General features: G+C 63.5%; 18 protein-coding genes and 1 tRNA gene. 6 read left to right on the top strand and 13 right to left on the bottom strand.

What is annotated here, in order from left to right:
* Positions 1 to 62: 62 nt before the first annotated feature.
* Genes JN279_RS34920 through melA form a run of 4 tightly spaced genes read left to right on the top strand, consistent with a single transcriptional unit; the run spans position 63 to position 5,279 of the window.
* Positions 63 to 1,070 carry an ABC transporter permease gene (locus JN279_RS34920; protein ID WP_096454010.1) on the top strand — a complete coding sequence of 336 codons (1,008 nt, stop codon included), beginning with the start codon at positions 63 to 65 and terminating at the stop codon, positions 1,068 to 1,070.
* The gene (locus JN279_RS34915) at positions 1,071 to 2,210 is read left to right on the top strand and encodes an ABC transporter permease (RefSeq protein ID WP_096454012.1); all 1,140 of its coding nucleotides are present in this window, start codon (positions 1,071 to 1,073) and stop codon (positions 2,208 to 2,210) included.
* Positions 2,211 to 2,220: 10 nt separating this feature from the next.
* The gene (locus JN279_RS34910; RefSeq protein WP_096454014.1) at positions 2,221 to 3,888 is read left to right on the top strand and encodes an ABC transporter ATP-binding protein; all 1,668 of its coding nucleotides are present in this window, start codon (positions 2,221 to 2,223) and stop codon (positions 3,886 to 3,888) included.
* A 20-nt stretch (positions 3,889 to 3,908) separates the two neighbouring features.
* On the top strand, positions 3,909 to 5,279 hold the full coding sequence (gene melA, locus JN279_RS34905; protein WP_096454016.1) for an alpha-glucosidase/alpha-galactosidase: 1,371 nt from the start codon (positions 3,909 to 3,911) through the stop codon (positions 5,277 to 5,279).
* A gap of 15 nt (positions 5,280 to 5,294) precedes the next feature.
* Here the strand turns inward: melA and yacG are convergent, their stop codons facing one another.
* From yacG to JN279_RS34860, 9 genes are all read right to left on the bottom strand, one after another.
* The gene (gene yacG / locus JN279_RS34900) at positions 5,295 to 5,492 is read right to left on the bottom strand and encodes a DNA gyrase inhibitor YacG (RefSeq protein ID WP_095198259.1); all 198 of its coding nucleotides are present in this window, start codon (positions 5,490 to 5,492) and stop codon (positions 5,295 to 5,297) included.
* The gene (locus tag JN279_RS34895; RefSeq protein ID WP_096454018.1) at positions 5,489 to 6,115 is read right to left on the bottom strand and encodes a Maf-like protein; all 627 of its coding nucleotides are present in this window, start codon (positions 6,113 to 6,115) and stop codon (positions 5,489 to 5,491) included. Before JN279_RS34895 ends, yacG begins: the two co-directional genes overlap by 4 nt.
* Before the next feature lie 23 nt (positions 6,116 to 6,138).
* Positions 6,139 to 6,357, bottom strand: coding sequence for a translation initiation factor IF-1 (gene infA, locus JN279_RS34890; protein ID WP_006200926.1), 219 nt, complete (start codon positions 6,355 to 6,357; stop codon positions 6,139 to 6,141).
* Positions 6,358 to 6,444: 87 nt separating this feature from the next.
* Entirely contained in the window at positions 6,445 to 6,915 is a 471-nt protein-coding gene (locus tag JN279_RS34885) for an arsenate-mycothiol transferase ArsC (RefSeq protein ID WP_096454020.1), read from the bottom strand.
* Positions 6,903 to 7,388, bottom strand: coding sequence for a UPF0262 family protein (locus JN279_RS34880; protein WP_096454022.1), 486 nt, complete (start codon positions 7,386 to 7,388; stop codon positions 6,903 to 6,905). The genes JN279_RS34885 and JN279_RS34880 overlap by 13 nt, the downstream gene beginning before the upstream one ends.
* A gap of 6 nt (positions 7,389 to 7,394) precedes the next feature.
* Positions 7,395 to 8,687: a histidinol dehydrogenase gene (gene hisD / locus JN279_RS34875; protein ID WP_096454024.1), complete on the bottom strand. Its 1,293-nt coding sequence runs from the start codon at positions 8,685 to 8,687 to the stop codon at positions 7,395 to 7,397.
* Positions 8,688 to 8,694: 7 nt separating this feature from the next.
* Complete coding sequence (locus tag JN279_RS34870; protein WP_095198254.1) at positions 8,695 to 9,126, bottom strand: DUF2948 family protein; 432 nt, start codon at positions 9,124 to 9,126, stop codon at positions 8,695 to 8,697.
* 205 nt (positions 9,127 to 9,331) lie between these two features.
* A complete protein-coding gene (murA, locus tag JN279_RS34865) occupies positions 9,332 to 10,624 on the bottom strand; it encodes a UDP-N-acetylglucosamine 1-carboxyvinyltransferase (RefSeq protein ID WP_010914066.1) in 1,293 nt (430 codons plus the stop codon).
* Positions 10,625 to 10,752: 128 nt separating this feature from the next.
* Positions 10,753 to 10,929, bottom strand: coding sequence for a hypothetical protein (locus JN279_RS34860; protein ID WP_096458598.1), 177 nt, complete (start codon positions 10,927 to 10,929; stop codon positions 10,753 to 10,755).
* Positions 10,930 to 11,091: 162 nt separating this feature from the next.
* Between JN279_RS34860 and JN279_RS34855 the strand changes: the two genes are divergently transcribed.
* Together JN279_RS34855 and JN279_RS34850 are read left to right on the top strand one after the other, a co-directional pair.
* Positions 11,092 to 11,166: transfer RNA gene (locus JN279_RS34855), tRNA-Thr, on the top strand.
* 91 nt (positions 11,167 to 11,257) lie between these two features.
* Positions 11,258 to 11,623, top strand: a complete 366-nt coding sequence (locus JN279_RS34850; protein ID WP_202351455.1) for a DUF6538 domain-containing protein — start codon at positions 11,258 to 11,260, stop codon at positions 11,621 to 11,623.
* Between the two features lie 58 nt (positions 11,624 to 11,681).
* Here JN279_RS34850 and JN279_RS34845 read toward each other — a convergent pair whose 3' ends face one another.
* The 4 genes from JN279_RS34845 to JN279_RS34830 all read right to left on the bottom strand — a co-directional run bounded on the left by JN279_RS34845 (position 11,682) and on the right by JN279_RS34830 (position 14,755).
* Complete coding sequence (locus tag JN279_RS34845) at positions 11,682 to 12,491, bottom strand: DUF2182 domain-containing protein (protein WP_244734296.1); 810 nt, start codon at positions 12,489 to 12,491, stop codon at positions 11,682 to 11,684.
* 62 nt (positions 12,492 to 12,553) lie between these two features.
* Positions 12,554 to 13,192 (bottom strand): DUF1326 domain-containing protein, encoded by a 639-nt coding sequence (locus JN279_RS34840; protein WP_096454028.1) that lies wholly within the window; start codon positions 13,190 to 13,192, stop codon positions 12,554 to 12,556.
* 142 nt (positions 13,193 to 13,334) lie between these two features.
* A complete protein-coding gene (locus JN279_RS34835) occupies positions 13,335 to 13,634 on the bottom strand; it encodes a putative quinol monooxygenase (protein WP_096458601.1) in 300 nt (99 codons plus the stop codon).
* A gap of 44 nt (positions 13,635 to 13,678) precedes the next feature.
* Positions 13,679 to 14,755: a class I SAM-dependent methyltransferase gene (locus tag JN279_RS34830; RefSeq protein WP_096454030.1), complete on the bottom strand. Its 1,077-nt coding sequence runs from the start codon at positions 14,753 to 14,755 to the stop codon at positions 13,679 to 13,681.
* Between the last annotated feature and the right edge of the window lie 64 nt (positions 14,756 to 14,819).

Here is a 14,819-nt window from a genome sequence, read left to right as displayed (position 1 = left end):
AACCAACCCTCCGAACGGCCCTCAACGGGAGCGTCCGGCGAAAACGAGGAAGCAGACCGACCATGTTGCGATTCTTGGCTATGCGCATAGCGTCGGCAATTCCGGTCCTCGCCATACTGAGCCTCGTCACCTTCGCCATCATCCAGGCGCCGCCTGGCGATTATGCCGACTACATCCGCTCGCAGCTGATCAACCAGGGCGGCGCTTCCTTCGCCGAGGCCGATGCGCAGGCACAGGCCTACCGTGTCGAACACGGCCTCGATAAGCCGTTGCCCGTTCAGTATCTCAACTGGATCGGCGGCATCATCACCCGAGGCGATTTCGGCTACAGCCTCTACTACAACAAGCCGGTGGCCGATGTCGTCGGCGAACGGCTGCCACGCACGCTGCTCCTGGCGCTGGTCTGCCATCTGCTCGCCTCGGTGCTGGGCATCACCTTCGGCATATGGGCGGCGACAAGGCAATACTCCTGGATCGACTCGACACTGTCGGCCATCTCCTTCCTCGGCATGACGGTGCCGCGCTTCCTGATGGCGCTGATCATCGTCTACCTGCTGGTCTTCCAGTTCAACGTGTCGGAGATCGGCTCGTTCTTCTCGCCGCAATATGGCGGCGCGCCATGGTCGTGGGCGAAGTTCGTCGACCTCGTCAAGCATGTCTGGCCGGTGGTGGCGATCGCCACTTTCGGCGGCCTCGCCTACAATATGCGCGTCATGCGCGGCAATCTGCTGGACACGCTCAACGCGCAATATGTCGAGACCGCGAGAGCCAAGGGCCTGACCGGCAGCGCCGTCGTCATGCGCCACGCCGTGCCCAATGCGCTGCATCCGCTCGTCATGTATCAGGGCGTGGTGTTGCCCTACATGCTCACCGGCGAGATCGAGACGGCGATCATCTTCGCGCTGCCGACCGTCGGCCCGGCGGTTGTCGGCTCGATGGCGGTCGGCGATGTCTATGTCACCGCCACCTTCATGATGGTGCTGGCGGCGACGCTGATCGTCGGCAACATCATCGCCGACATGCTGCTCGTCCTCCTCGACCCGCGCATCCGCCAATACGGAGAGAGCTAGATGCTGGCCCGCGATCCATCGCCCCCGCCGCTGCCGGCCGAAGGACCCATCGTCGCCAGACCGGCGCGCGGCAATGAGAGCTATATCGCGCTCGTCTGGCGCCGGCTGAAGCGCTCCTGGACCGGCATGGCCGGGCTTTGGCTGGTTGTGCTGCTGCTGGTGATGGCCGTCTTCGCCGAGTTCCTGGCGCCGATGGATCCAAAGGCGACCGATGTCGGCTTCGCGCCGCCGCAACTGCCTTCCTTCCACGACAAGGACGGCAATTTCGTCATGCGGCCGCGGGTCTATGCGCTGGCCGATTCGGCCGACCTCGATCCGGTCACCTTCCAGCCCGTCGTCGGCCCCGACTATGACCATCCAAGGCTGCTTGGCTTCTTTGTCGAGGGTGCACCCTACAAGCTCTTCGGGCTGATCCCGGCGGACCGGCATTTCTTCGCCTCAACGGACGGCCAGCCGGTGCATTTCCTCGGCACCGACAAGTTCGGCCGTGATGTGCTGTCGCGCGCCATACATGGCTCACGGGTCTCGCTGATGATCGCGCTGACGGTGGTCTTCATCATCACCGTCATCGGCACCACCGTCGGCATGGTTTCGGGCTATTTCGGCGGTCGGTTCGATATCTGGACGCAGCGCTTCGTCGAACTGGTGCTCGCCTTCCCGCAGCTGCCGCTGTATCTGGCGCTGACGACGCTGATCCCCGTCACCGCGCCGACCAATGTCTTCCTCGCCTTCGTCATCATCGTCATGTCGGCGCTGGGCTGGGCGCAGATGTCGCGCGAGGTGCGCGGCAAGACGCTGGCGCTGGCGCGCATCGAATATGTGCGTGCCGCCATGGCGGTCGGCGCCACCGACCGGCGCATCATCCTGCAGCACATCTTGCCCAATGTGATGAGCCACGTGATTGTCGCGGTCACCTTGGCGATTCCGACCGTGGTGCTGCTCGAATGCTTCCTCGGCTTCCTCGGCTTCGCGGTCAAGCCACCGCTGATCTCTTGGGGCCTGATGCTGCAGGACACCGCAACCTATTCCGTCATCGGCACCTATCCCTGGATCCTGTCGCCGGTCGGTTTCGTGCTCGCCACCGTCTTTGCTTTCAACGCGCTGGGCGACGGCCTGCGCGATGCCGTCGATCCGTATTGAGGTGGCTGGGATGACCGTCGTGCTCGCCGAGTCCTTCGCACCCATCGTTCGTCATGACCATGACGGGCGCCAGGACCAGCCCATCATCGACGCCCGCAACATTGAGGTCGCCTTCAAGGTCGAGCACGGCGTTGTCGAAGCGGTCAAGGACATCTCGTTCCAGCTCTATCGCGGCGAAACGATCGCCATCGTCGGCGAATCCGGTTCCGGCAAGTCGGTGACGGCACGCGCCGTCATGGGGCTGCTGTCGAGGCGGGCCACCGTGTCGCCGAAATCGAGCATCTGTTACGACGGCCAGAACATCCTGCAATTCCCGGAGAGCGAGCGGCGCAAATTGCGTGGCAACCGCATCTCGATGATCTTCCAGGAACCGATGAGCTCGCTCAACCCGATCTATACAGTCGGCAGCCAGATCGTCGAGGCGATCCGGGTGCATCGCAAGGTGGGTCGCAGGCAAGCCTGGGCACGGGCGCTTGAACTGCTGCGGCATGTGCAGATTCCCGAGCCGGAAGCGCGGCTCAAACAGTACCCGCACCAGCTCTCGGGCGGTCAGCGCCAGCGCGTGATGATCGCCATGGCGCTGGCCAACAATCCCGACGTTTTGATCGCCGACGAGCCGACCACCGCGCTCGACGTCACCGTTCAGGCGCAGATCCTCAACCTGATCCGAAACCTGCAGAAAGAGCTGCGGATGGCGGTGATTCTGATCACCCACGATCTCACCGTGGTGCGCAAATTCTCCGACTATGTCTATGTCATGCAGCATGGCGCGATGTGCGAGCACAACGTCACCGAGCGGCTGTTTGCAAACCCGCAGCATCCCTACACGCAGCGGCTGCTCGCCTCCGAGCCGCGCGGGCGGCCGCAACCGCTTCCTGAGGGCAGCGGCGCCATCCTCGAGGCGAATGATGTGCGCGTCTGCTTCATGCTGCGCCACGGCAGTTTCCTGAAGCCGGACTGGCGCGAACTGGTCGCCGTCGACGATCTCGGCCTCAAGCTTTGCCGCCACGAGACGCTGGGGCTGGTCGGCGAATCCGGCTCCGGCAAGACCACTTTCGGCCAGGCGCTGCTGAGATTGACCGACGCCAAGCGCGGCGAAATCCGCTTCGACGGCCAGCCGATCCACGGCCTGTCACGCAACGAGATGCGGCCGTTTCGCTCGCGTATGCAGATCGTCTTCCAGGATCCGTTCTCCTCGCTCAACCCGCGCATGACGATCGGCCAGATCATCGAGGAAGGGCTGATCGTCAACAGCATCGGCGCGACGCGGGCCGAGCGGGTCGACCGGGTGCGCGAGGCGCTGGTCAGCGCCGGCATGCCCGGCGATATCCTGTCGCGCTTTCCCCACGAATTCTCCGGTGGCCAGCGGCAACGCGTCGCCATCGCCCGCGCCATCGCGTTGGAGCCCGAATTCATCCTGCTCGACGAGCCGACATCGGCGCTGGACCTGTCCGTGCAGGCGCAGATCATCGATCTGCTGCGCAAGCTGCAGGATGAGCGTGGGTTGAGCTACCTCTTCATCTCGCACGATCTCAAGGTGGTGCGCGCGCTGTGCCACCGCGTCATCGTCATGCAGAACGGTAAGATCGTCGAGCAAGGCCCTGTCGACGAAGTTCTCAATAATCCCAAGACCGCCTACACCGAACGGCTCGTCAGGGCCGCATTCGACGTGGCGTAGCAAAGTGCCGGAGGTTTAAAGTGGCAAGAAATCCCAGGATCACGTTCATCGGCGCCGGCTCGACGGTGTTCATGAAGAACATCGTCGGCGACGTGCTGCAGCGGCCAGCACTCTCGGGCGCGACGATCGCGCTCATGGACATCAATCCGCAGCGGCTGGAAGAGAGCGCCATCGTCGTCAACAAGCTGATCGCGACGCTCGGCGTGAAGGCAAAGGCCGAGACCTATTCCGACCAGCGCAAGGCACTTGCCGGGGCCGATTTCGTCGTCGTCGCCTTCCAGATCGGCGGCTATGAGCCCTGCACCGTCACCGATTTCGAAGTGCCGAAGAAATACGGCCTGCGCCAGACGATCGCCGACACGCTCGGCGTCGGCGGCATCATGCGCGGCCTGAGGACCGTGCCGCATCTGTGGAAGATCTGCGAGGACATGCTCGCCGTCTGCCCCGAAGCGATCATGCTGCAATACGTCAATCCGATGGCGATCAACACCTGGGCGATTTCGGACAAATACCCCGAAATCAAGCAGGTCGGGCTCTGTCACTCGGTGCAGGGCACGGCGATGGAACTCGCTCACGACCTCTCCCTGCCTTATGACGAGATCCGCTACCGGTCGGCCGGCATCAACCACATGGCCTTCTACCTGAAATTCGAGCACCGCCAGCCTGACGGCTCCTACCGCGACCTCTATCCGGATCTCGTGCGCGCCTATCGCGAAGGCCGCGCGCCCAAGCCGGGCTGGAATCCGCGCTGCCCCAACAAGGTGCGCTACGAGATGCTGACCAGACTCGGCTATTTCGTCACCGAAAGCTCGGAGCATTTCGCCGAATACACGCCCTATTTCATCAAGGAGGGCCGCCCCGATCTGATCGAGAAATATGGCATTCCGCTCGACGAATACCCCAAGCGCTGCATCGAGCAGATCGAGCGTTGGAAGGATCAGGCGCAGGCCTATCGCTCGGCCCAGCGCATCGAGGTTGAGGAGTCCAGGGAGTATGCCTCCTCGATCATGAACTCGGTTTGGACGGGCGAGCCGTCGGTGATCTATGGCAATGTCCGCAACAATGGCTGCATCACCTCGCTGCCCCGCGACTGCGCCGCCGAGGTGCCGTGCCTTGTCGACGCCTCCGGCATCCAGCCGACCTATATAGGCGACCTGCCGCCGCAATTGACGGCGCTGATCCGCACCAACATCAATGTCCAGGAACTGACGGTGCGGGCGCTGATGAGCGAGAACCGCGAGCACATCTACCATGCGGCGATGATGGATCCGCACACGGCGGCCGAGCTCGACCTCGACCAGATCTGGTCATTGGTCGATGATCTCCTGGCCGCTCACGGCGACTGGCTGCCAGCCTGGGCGCGCGTGAGCCGGAAGACCGAGGCCGCCTGACGGGCGATCTCAGTCTTACTTGGGCTCGTCGGCGTCGGGTTCTTCCTCGTCGTCGCGGGCCTTGATGACATAGGCGCCCTTCAGCCAGCGGTTGAGGTCGATGTCCTTGCAGCGTGTCGAGCAGAACGGAAAGCTGTCGCGCGCCGACGGCTTGCCGCATTCGGGGCACGGGCGTTTGGGGCGCAGCGGCGTGACTTTGGAGTCGGAATTCATGGCCGTGCGGACAGCCAGCTCTGATGGGTCTTGAAGCCTTCGCCCGACAGCAGCGCCACCGTCTCATAGAGCGGCAGGCCGACGATGTTGGTGTAGGAGCCGACGAGCTTGACGACGAAAGAGCCGGCGAGGCCCTGGACGGCATAGCCGCCGGCCTTGCCGCGCCATTCGCCCGAGGCGACATAGGCGTCGATCTCTTCGCGCGGCAGCCGCTTGAAACGTACCCGCGTCTCGACCAGCCGCTGGCGCAGCTTGCCGCCCGGCGTGATCAGGCAGATGCCGGAATAGACGCGGTGCGAACGGCCGGACAACAGCCCGAGGCAGTTGGCGGCATCGTCCAGCGTTTCGGCCTTGGGCAGGATGCGTCGGCCGACCGCCACCACCGTGTCGGCGGCCAGCACGAAGCTAGGCGCATAATCCGTCTCGGTCTTTAGCGACGTGAACGCCTTCTCGGCCTTTTCCTTCGACAGTCGTTTGGCCAGCGAGCGCGGATGCTCGGCACGCAGCGGCGTTTCGTCGATATCGGCTGGCAGGATACGGTCCGGCTCGATGCCGGCCTGCTGCAACAGTTCGATGCGGCGCGGCGAACCCGAGGCAAGCACCAGCTTCTGCAAAATGCTCATCGCGTTTCGGCCGAGCCTTGATCTTACTTGAAGCGGTAGGTGATGCGGCCCTTGGTCAGGTCGTATGGCGTCATCTCGACCAGAACCTTGTCGCCGGTCAGCACGCGGATGCGGTTCTTGCGCATGCGGCCGGCCGTATGGGCGATGATCTCGTGTTCGTTTTCGAGCTTCACCCGGAACATCGCGTTGGGCAACAATTCCGTCACGACACCCGGAAACTCGAGGACTTCTTCCTTCGGCATTCGATACCTTTGCTTGGATGGCAGTTCCAGCGCCCCGGCTGGAATTTCGGCGGAACCTATATGATAATCGTCCGCTTGTGAACACGCTTAATCCGTCGCGTTTTTTGCTTCTGGAAGCAAAAAACGTCGGCTTATGCGCAACTTCAGCCGCTCGCGCACGTCGCGGTAGGCCGCCATGATCTGCTCGCGCGTGCCGCCAGCATTGGTCGGGTCCTGTGTCGGCCAGTATTCGACCTCGACGGCGAGCGAGCGGGTGAGTTCCAGCGCGGCATGGTGCGCCTCCGGCGCCAGCGTGACGATCAGGTCGAAATAGTCATCCTCGAGGTCGTCCAGCGTCCTGGGATGACGTTCGCCCAGCGTGAGACCGTCTTCGGCCAGCACGGCATCGACGAACGGGTCGCGTTCGCCGGCGCGCACACCGGCAGAGGCGACGAATATGGTGGCGGGCAGCATCCGGCGCGCCAGTTGCTCGGCCATCGGCGAGCGCACGGCGTTCATGCCGCACAGGAACAGGATCGAGCGGGGCAGGGCGCCGGGTGCCAGGGCTAGCCCCGCCAGTGCAGCACGCAGACCAGCGTGAACAGCCGGCGCGCCGTGTCGAAGTCGATGTCGATCTTGCCGGAAAGCCGGTCCATCAGCGTCTGCGAACCTTCATTGTGCAAACCGCGCCGGCCCATGTCGATCGCCTCGATATGGCTCGGTGTCGAGGAGCGGATAGCATCGTAATAGCTCTCGCAGATCATGTAGTAATCCTTGACGATGCGCCTGAGCGGCGTCAGCGACAGGATGTGGGTGACCACTGCGGCGCCGTCCTCGCGCGCCACGGCGAAGACCAGGCGCTGCTCGGCCAGCGACAGTTTCAGCCGGTAAGGACCCGTGCCGGCGTCGTTGACGGGCTGAAAACTGTTCTCCTCGATCAGGTCGAAGATTGCCACCGCCCGCTCATGCTCGACATCGGGCGTCGAACGGCCGATCGATTCATCGAGTTCGACATCGATCAGCTTTGCGCGGGTTTGATCGGAGCCCGTCATCTCAGCCTACATGTTCAGCCGGATAGCGACGGAGCGGCCATGCGCGTCGAGCCCTTCCGCCTTGGCGAGCGTGATCGCTGCCGGCGCCAGCACGCGCAATTGCTCCGGCCCGAGCTTCAGGATCGAAGTGCGCTTGACGAAATCGAGCACCGACAGGCCCGAAGAGAAGCGCGCCGAGCGCGCGGTCGGCAGCACATGGTTGGAGCCGCCGACATAGTCGCCGATGACTTCCGGCGTATGCCGGCCGAGAAAGACGGCGCCGGCATTGCGCATTTTCGCCAGGAAGCCCTCGGCGTCGTCGATAGCCAGCTCGACATGTTCGGCCGCGATGCGGTCGACCAGCGGCAGCGACTTTTCGATTGCCGGCACCAGGATCACCGCGCCGAAATCGCGCCAGCTTGCGGCAGCCGTCTCGGCGCGCGGCAGGCTCTGCAACTGGCGCTCGACGGCGGCTTCGACTGCTTTGCCGAAGGCTGGATCGTCGGTGATCAGGATCGACTGTGACGAGACGTCATGCTCGGCCTGCGCCAAAAGATCGGCGGCGATCCAGTCCGGATCATTGCTGCCGTCGGCCACGACAAGCACTTCCGAAGGGCCGGCGATCATGTCGATGCCGACGGTGCCGAAGACCTGGCGCTTGGCCGCCGCGACATAGGCATTGCCGGGGCCGACGATCTTGGCGACCGGCTTTATGGTCTCCGTGCCGTAAGCAAGTGCTGCGATCGCCTGCGCGCCGCCGACGCGGTAGATCTCCGAGACACCGGCGATATCGGCTGCCACCAGCACCAGCGGATTGATAATGCCTTGCGGCGCTGGCACCACGATGACGATGCGCTCAACGCCGGCGACCTTGGCCGGCACGGCGTTCATCAGCACCGAGCTCGGATAGCTCGCCGTGCCGCCCGGCACGTAGAGCCCGACCGCCTCGATCGCTGTCCAGCGCCAGCCGAGTTCGACGCCGGCGGCATCCGTGTAACGATCGTCCCTGGGCTTCTGCCGCTCGTGATGCGAGCGGATACGGTCGCGCGCGAAATGCAACGCTTCGACTGTCGGTGGATCGGCCTCGGTATAGGCTCTGGCAATGTCGTCCCTGGAGACGGCGATGCCCAGCGTGCTGAGGTCGCCGCCGCCGAATTTCTGCGTGTAGTCGATCAATGCCCTGTCGCCCTCGGCGCGGACGCGCGCGATAATGTCGCGCACCACGGCGTCGACATCGGTGGACACTTCCCGCTTGGTCGTCAGGAAGGCCGCGAAACGCTGCTCGAAATCGGCATCGGATTGGCGAAGCGTGATGGCCATGGGACGCTCAAGCCTTGTGGACGGGGCGTGACGTGGCTTCCCACGCGCCGCCTATATCGGCAAGGCGGGCCTCGATGCACTCGACATCGAGCATGATGGTGCCGCCGCCCGAAAAGATCAGTTCGACGATGCCGGCTGGCTTGCTGATTTCGATGAAGCTGATCGCCAGCAGGGACAGCACCTCGGCCGGCTTGTTACGGGCGATGCCATTGGTTTTGGCGCCCAGCACCCGGTCGAAATGCAGCACGGCCTGCCGCCGCTCATTGTGCTGGCGAAACAGGCCCGACTTCGCCTCCCAGACGAAACGGTTCATGGTCAGCACGAAACGCTTGGCCGCAGGCAGGTATTCGAGGTCGCTGACTTTCAAGACGGCGTCCTGGACATGGGCCGAAACGATGCTCAGGTCCTGGTCGTCGAGCGCGATAAGCTTGAGGGCCATGCGGAATTTGCACCTAAGGTTGGTTTCAGCCCTCTGTTAGGCGGTCTTGGCGATCGGTGCAACCGCGCCAATATCTTCGGTTTGCGCTGCCCCTCGTCGCCCTGTCGGGTACTTCTCCCCGTATGGTGACGGGGAGAAGGACTCCTTGACCGAGGATTTCGCCGATATTCGGCGTTGCAGGACGCCTGGAATCGTGCCGATTGGCCTAAGCCGAAATCCGCTCGATCACCGCACCGCAATTGGACAGCTTTTCTTCCAGCCGCTCGAAGCCGCGATCGAGGTGGTAGACCCGGTTGACGGTGGTCTCGCCTTCGGCCGCGAGGCCGGCGATGACCAGCGAGACGGAAGCGCGCAGATCGGTTGCCATGACCGGCGCGCCTTTCAGCTTCGCCACGCCGTCGACAATCGCCGTCTGGCCCGAAAGCGTGATGTGGGCGCCGAGCCGGGCCAGTTCCTGGACGTGCATGAAGCGGTTCTCGAAGATCGTCTCGGTGATGCGCGACTTGCCCTTGGCCATGGTCATCAGGCCCATGAACTGCGCCTGCAGATCGGTCGGGAAGGCCGGGAAGGGCGCGGTCGTCACGTCGACCGGCGAAATGCCTGCGCCGTTGCGCTTAACGCGGATGCCGGAATTGGTCTGGGTGATCTCGGCACCTGTCTGCGAAATCACGTCGAGCGCGGTCTGCAATAATTCGGGGCGGGCGCCCTCGAGCACGACGTCGCCGCCGGTCATGGCGACGGCCATCGCATAGGTGCCCGTCTCGATGCGGTCGGGGATGACGCGCACGCGCGCACCCGACAGCGATTCGACGCCATCGATGGTGATGGTCGGGGTGCCGGCACCGGAAATCCTGGCGCCCATGGCGTTGAGGCATTCAGCGAGATTGACGATTTCGGGCTCGCAGGCGGCGTTTTCCAGCACCGTCTCGCCCTTGGCCAGCGAGGCCGCCATCATCAGCACATGGGTGGCGCCGACCGAGACCTTGGGGAACACATAGCGGTTGCCGACCAGGCGGCCATTCTTGGTCTTGGCGATGACATAGCCGGTGTCGACGTCGAGATCGGCGCCGAGCGCCTGCAGGCCTTCGAGGAACAGGTCGACCGGGCGCGTGCCGATGGCGCAGCCGCCGGGCAGCGACACCTTGGCCTCGCCCATGCGGGCCAGCAGCGGCCCGATCACCCAGAATGAGGCCCGCATCTTCGAGACGAGCTCGTAAGGCGCCGTCGTGTCGACGATGTTGCGGGCGGAGAAGTTGATGGTGCGCGAATAGCCCTCATTCTGCTTCTCGCGGCGGCCATTGACCGAGTAATCGACGCCGTGATTGCCGAGGATGCGGATCAGCTGTTCGACATCGGCCAGATGCGGCACATTTTCCAGCGTCAGCGTGTCGTCGGTCAAGAGCGAGGCGATCATCAGCGGCAAAGCGGCGTTTTTCGCGCCCGAGATCGGAATGCTTCCGGCAAGCTTGTTGCCGCCGACAATTCTGATGCGATCCATTGGAAAACGTCCCTCTCGGCCAAAAAGACCGGTTCAATCGTTTGAGTATCGGCCCGTCTAGACCATCGGCCGGCTTGGTTCAAGAAATAGGATTTCCGAGCATCCGGGCCAAGAGTGGCTGATTTGAGTTAATCTTTCTGTATTTCCTTGGCCGAACCGAGCCCGTCTGGCCTCTGGTCGGCTTCCCCTGTACGGCGCGAGCGCGATTGCGCCTTGCGTTTCTGCAGATTGGCGCGCAACTGCTCGGCGAGCCGGTCCTTGCGGTCGGTGCCGCCCTTTTTCGGTGATATCGTCTTGTCGCTCATCGTCCCGTCCCGGCCGGCGACCGGCCAAACCTGCCGTTCAGGGATAGCCAACATTGTGGCGCCGCCATGTCATTGAAAGCTATCCGGCAAAGGCTTTCACAGAAGCGTTGTTCTTGGCCTTGCGCTTGCCGGTTCGATATGGCAGAAGCCCCGCCATCAGCGGCTGCGGTAGCTCAGTGGTAGAGCACTCCCTTGGTAAGGGAGAGGTCGAGAGTTCAATCCTCTCTCGCAGCACCATCCTATCCCATTGAAATTATTGAAGTCGTTGACATGCAACGGTTTCTGTCCATTCTGACGTTACAAATGCCGTAACAGATCGGATGGACTTATGACCGGCCGAGTTCGAAATCTCCTAAATCGGGACGGCCGCTATTTTGCACGGCTTGTCGTTCCCAAAGAGCTACGGCCGTATATCGGGAAGGCCGAATTGCGAAAAGGGCTCGGCCCTGACTACCGGGCAGCCCTGAAGATGTTGCCGGGTGCTGTCGCCGTCCTACAGCACGAGATTGCGCTTGGCGAGCGCCGCGCCGTTGCCGCTGGCGAACAGTCGATCACAGTCGGCCGATATCCACTTCTTCCACCGCAAATAGCCAGCCGAGACTATCAAATGCGGTTGGCCGACGATGCGTTGATCCGGTCGCAACATTATCAGTATGCGGGCTTTGAGGTCGACTGCGAGGGAGCTCGGCGGTGACGGTCGCGCACGCCATGCGATTGCTGGACGCGGTTTGGCAGGAATGGAAGCAAGTCCGCTAGCCGCCCATCCAAGGCATATCGATCGCCCCGAGCGATACAACGATCCCGAGGGCCACTAGCGCCACGCCCAAACTACCTTCGAAGCGGCGGCCACGGGGCCGCAGCTTCTCGACGAAGACGACCAGGGTCAAAAGCAGCATCCAGGCGACGCTCATGACGCCGGTCGCGACCAGCACGGCAAACAGCGCCCAGCAGCAGCCAAAGCAATAGAAGCCGTGGCGCAGCCCCATCTTGAGTGCGCCAACACGCCCGTCGCGCCAGTGCTGCGCAACGAAAGCAAGCGGCGAACGGCAATGGCTGAGGCAAATGTGCTTGAAGGTCGTGAATTGGTAGAGCCCGGCGACGCCAAGCGTGGCACCCAGCGCGAGCGGTGCCCATTTCGACCGCTGGGGTGGATCGAGGCTCGTTGCAAACTCGCTGCCGATCTGGACCAGGACATACACGATGAGGCCCGCCGCCGCCCAGACGAGCATATAGCCCACGACGAAGATCCATGTCGGGATGGCCACGTGCTGTTCGCGCCTCGCCTGCGCCGCCGCGAACATAAAGATCATGGGCGCCGCAGCTGGCAGCATCATGGCCGCCATCATCACGGTCCACACAGCGAGAAAGGCGGTGGCGCCGGCAAGTGACCAGCCGTCGGCGGCAATTCCGGCCATCGCCATGCCGGCCATGCCCTCCATACCCTCCATCCCGCCGCGCACCGCAATGCCCATGGGCATATCCATGCTGAAGGTCTGGTAGAGGGTGAGCGCCCACGCCGCCAATGTCAGCACGACGAGCGATGCGAGAAGGCCGCGCGGCATGCCACGCAAACTCCGGAGCCGCCACGTTTTCTTGGGGAACGCGTCAGGCATCGGCGCACGCCCTAGTTCGGGCCGGTCCAGTCGAATGGAATGTGCTTGCTCGAGCGGGCCGTGCCCGTCCAGTCGAGCCCGAAGCCTTTGGTGGTCACCTCGACAGAACGCCCCCAGGTGGCAACCTGGCCCGGGCCGACCTCTGAGCCGGGCGGGTTGATTGTCTGCACCCGCTTGCCCGGCGGTGTTGTAGGACCGGAAAGCGCTTCAGCGCGGCCGACGACGAGGCCAGTAATCTCGACTCGCCAGGTGGCCAGGTCGCCCGCCACCTCGAAAGTGATTGGCACGAACTCCATGCCGCGCATCTCGCCGATATTGGCGGCAAAGCCCGCCGGCCAGCCGCCGGCGTGGCCGCCGAAGATCATCTGCAGTGCCTCGCGCTGCGGCTCATTAGCCTTCTCGTCGAGATACATGCCCATCACGGCCTTTGCCTCGCCGGCCCATAGATTGCCTTCGAACTCGCCGAGCGCCACCAGCGTCAGGCCGTCGAGCTTCACCTCGCCATACTGGCCCTCGCGCACATGCCAGGCGAGCACGCCCTGGCAGTGATTGCCGGTTGGCCGCTGGGCGAACTCACAAGGGCAAGGGATGTCGCAGCTGCAGATGTCGAACCAGTCGCCCGCGAGCCGCCATTGAGGCACTGCGTCCATGGCGCTTCCTCCCCGAAACTAAGGGCCATTTATACGCCGAAGGCCGAGCGCACTCCACTAATTCGTGCGTCGCTCGCTGATTTTGATGGGCGGGCTCCCACATTAATGGTTGAGGGGTGCACACAGCCGCAGCTGGGCCCCTTCAGGTCCTGATATCGGCGACGACCGTTCCGGAGACAGGATCGGTCACGCCGAGGTCGCCGCCGAGATCCTCCAGCATGTCTCGCATGGTGTCCAAAAGGCCGATCATCTGCGGCCGTGCCGTCGCGAGGCTGTCCAAGTCGTTCCATTCACCGACGACGCAGAAGGTCCGGTCGCCGGTCTTGATCAGAGCGGCCTTTCGGAAGCCCGTGGCGTCGAGGCTCGCTTTCTTGTGTGCATCGATGAATGCCTGTTCCTTGCCCGGCTTGGTGCGGAACCGAACGACGTTGTAAGCAGTCATGCCTTCCTCCAATCGATTGCGAAGACTCTCTTGCCTGGCCAGCCTTACGGGCGTGCCTCGAGAACCATGTTGAACGGGGTTTCGGTGGCGCGGCGGAACCGCTTGAACCCGCCACCCGACACGACCTTGCGAAGCCTCGCCTCGCCGGCCTGGGCGCCGAGGCCCAGCCCGACCTCCTGGGAGAGCGACGCAGGCGTGCAGATGAAGGTCGAGGCGGCGTAGTAGATGCGACCAACCGGGTTGAGGTTGGCCGAGAGCTTGTCGTGGGCGAAGGGCTCGACAATCATCCAGGTGCCGTCCGCCTTGAGCGCGTTGTGCACATGCCTGGCAGCACCCTCCGGATCGCCCATGTCGTGCAGGCAGTCGAAGAATGCGACCAGATCGTAGGTGCCTGGGAAATCCTTGGCCGCCGCAATTTCGAAGTTGGTGTTGCCGGCGACGCCGGCCTCCTTCGCGGCGGCGCGGGCGCGCTCGATCGACGGGGCGTGATAGTCGAAGCCGGTAAAGCGCGAGTTCGGGAAGGCCTTGGCCATCAGCACGGTAGAGGCGCCATGGCCGCAGCCGACATCGGCGACGTCTATGCCGCGCTCCAGCCTTTCGACAACACCATCAAGCGCCGGCAGCCAGGAGCCGATAAGATTGGCGTTGTAGCCTGGCCGGAAGAAGCGCTCTGTGCCGCGGAACAGGCAGGCGCTGTGATCGTGCCAGCCAAGACCTTTGCCAGAGCGGAAGGCCTGCCTGACCTTCTCCTCGTCGAGCCACAGTGTCGAGACCACCTCGAACGCGCCGGCCATGAAGGCCGGGCTGTCCTCATTGACGAAAACCTGTTCCTGCTCGGGGCTGAGGTAGAAGCTGTCGCCAGCCTCGTCATACTCGACATAACCTGCCGCCGCCTGCGCCGAGAGCCATTCGCGGACCAGCCGTTCTTGGGTGCCGGTCCTTTTGGCAAGCTGTGCGGCGGTCATCTTGCCGCCAGCGCTCATTGCCGCGAAAAGGCCGAGCCTGTCTCCCAGCAGGACCGCAGCCCCGGTGGTGATGGCGCCGAGATCGCCGACCATCCTTCCTAGCAGGGCCTCCAGCTTTTCCTGATCGGGCAGTTTTTCCTGATTGCGCTTTAGCATCGGCTTTCTCCTCCAGCTCGATCCCAAACACTCGCCATGGGCGACAAGCCATATCCCGTCTCCG

Source organism: Mesorhizobium sp. 113-1-2 (assembly GCF_016756475.1).
Lineage (GTDB): Bacteria > Pseudomonadota > Alphaproteobacteria > Rhizobiales > Rhizobiaceae > Mesorhizobium > Mesorhizobium loti_C.
The sequence above is the reverse complement of the archived record's forward strand: the minus strand, read 5'-3'. Positions and strand labels throughout refer to the sequence as shown.